Here is a 234-nt window from a genome sequence, read left to right on the forward strand (position 1 = left end):
TGAAACCAGTTCGCTGGAATCGAATCTTAAGATCAGAGGCCAAAAGCGCTGATCGAGGAAGGCGACTTGCAAGGGTCGCCTTTTTTTTACCGGGGTATAGCGCAGTCCGGTAGCGCGCCTGCTTTGGGAGCAGGATGTCAGGAGTTCGAATCCCCTTACCCCGACCATATTTGGGTCGTTAGCTCAGTTGGTAGAGCAGTTGGCTTTTAACCAATTGGTCGTAGGTTCGAATCC

Annotated in this window: 1 tRNA gene; it reads left to right on the top strand. The window is 51.7% G+C overall.

What is annotated here, in order from left to right:
* Positions 1 to 90: 90 nt before the first annotated feature.
* A tRNA-Pro gene (locus FHK92_RS22375) sits at positions 91 to 167 on the top strand.
* The last annotated feature ends 67 nt before the right edge of the window (positions 168 to 234 follow it).

Source organism: Pseudomonas brassicacearum subsp. neoaurantiaca (genome assembly GCF_013608025.1).
GTDB lineage: Bacteria > Pseudomonadota > Gammaproteobacteria > Pseudomonadales > Pseudomonadaceae > Aquipseudomonas.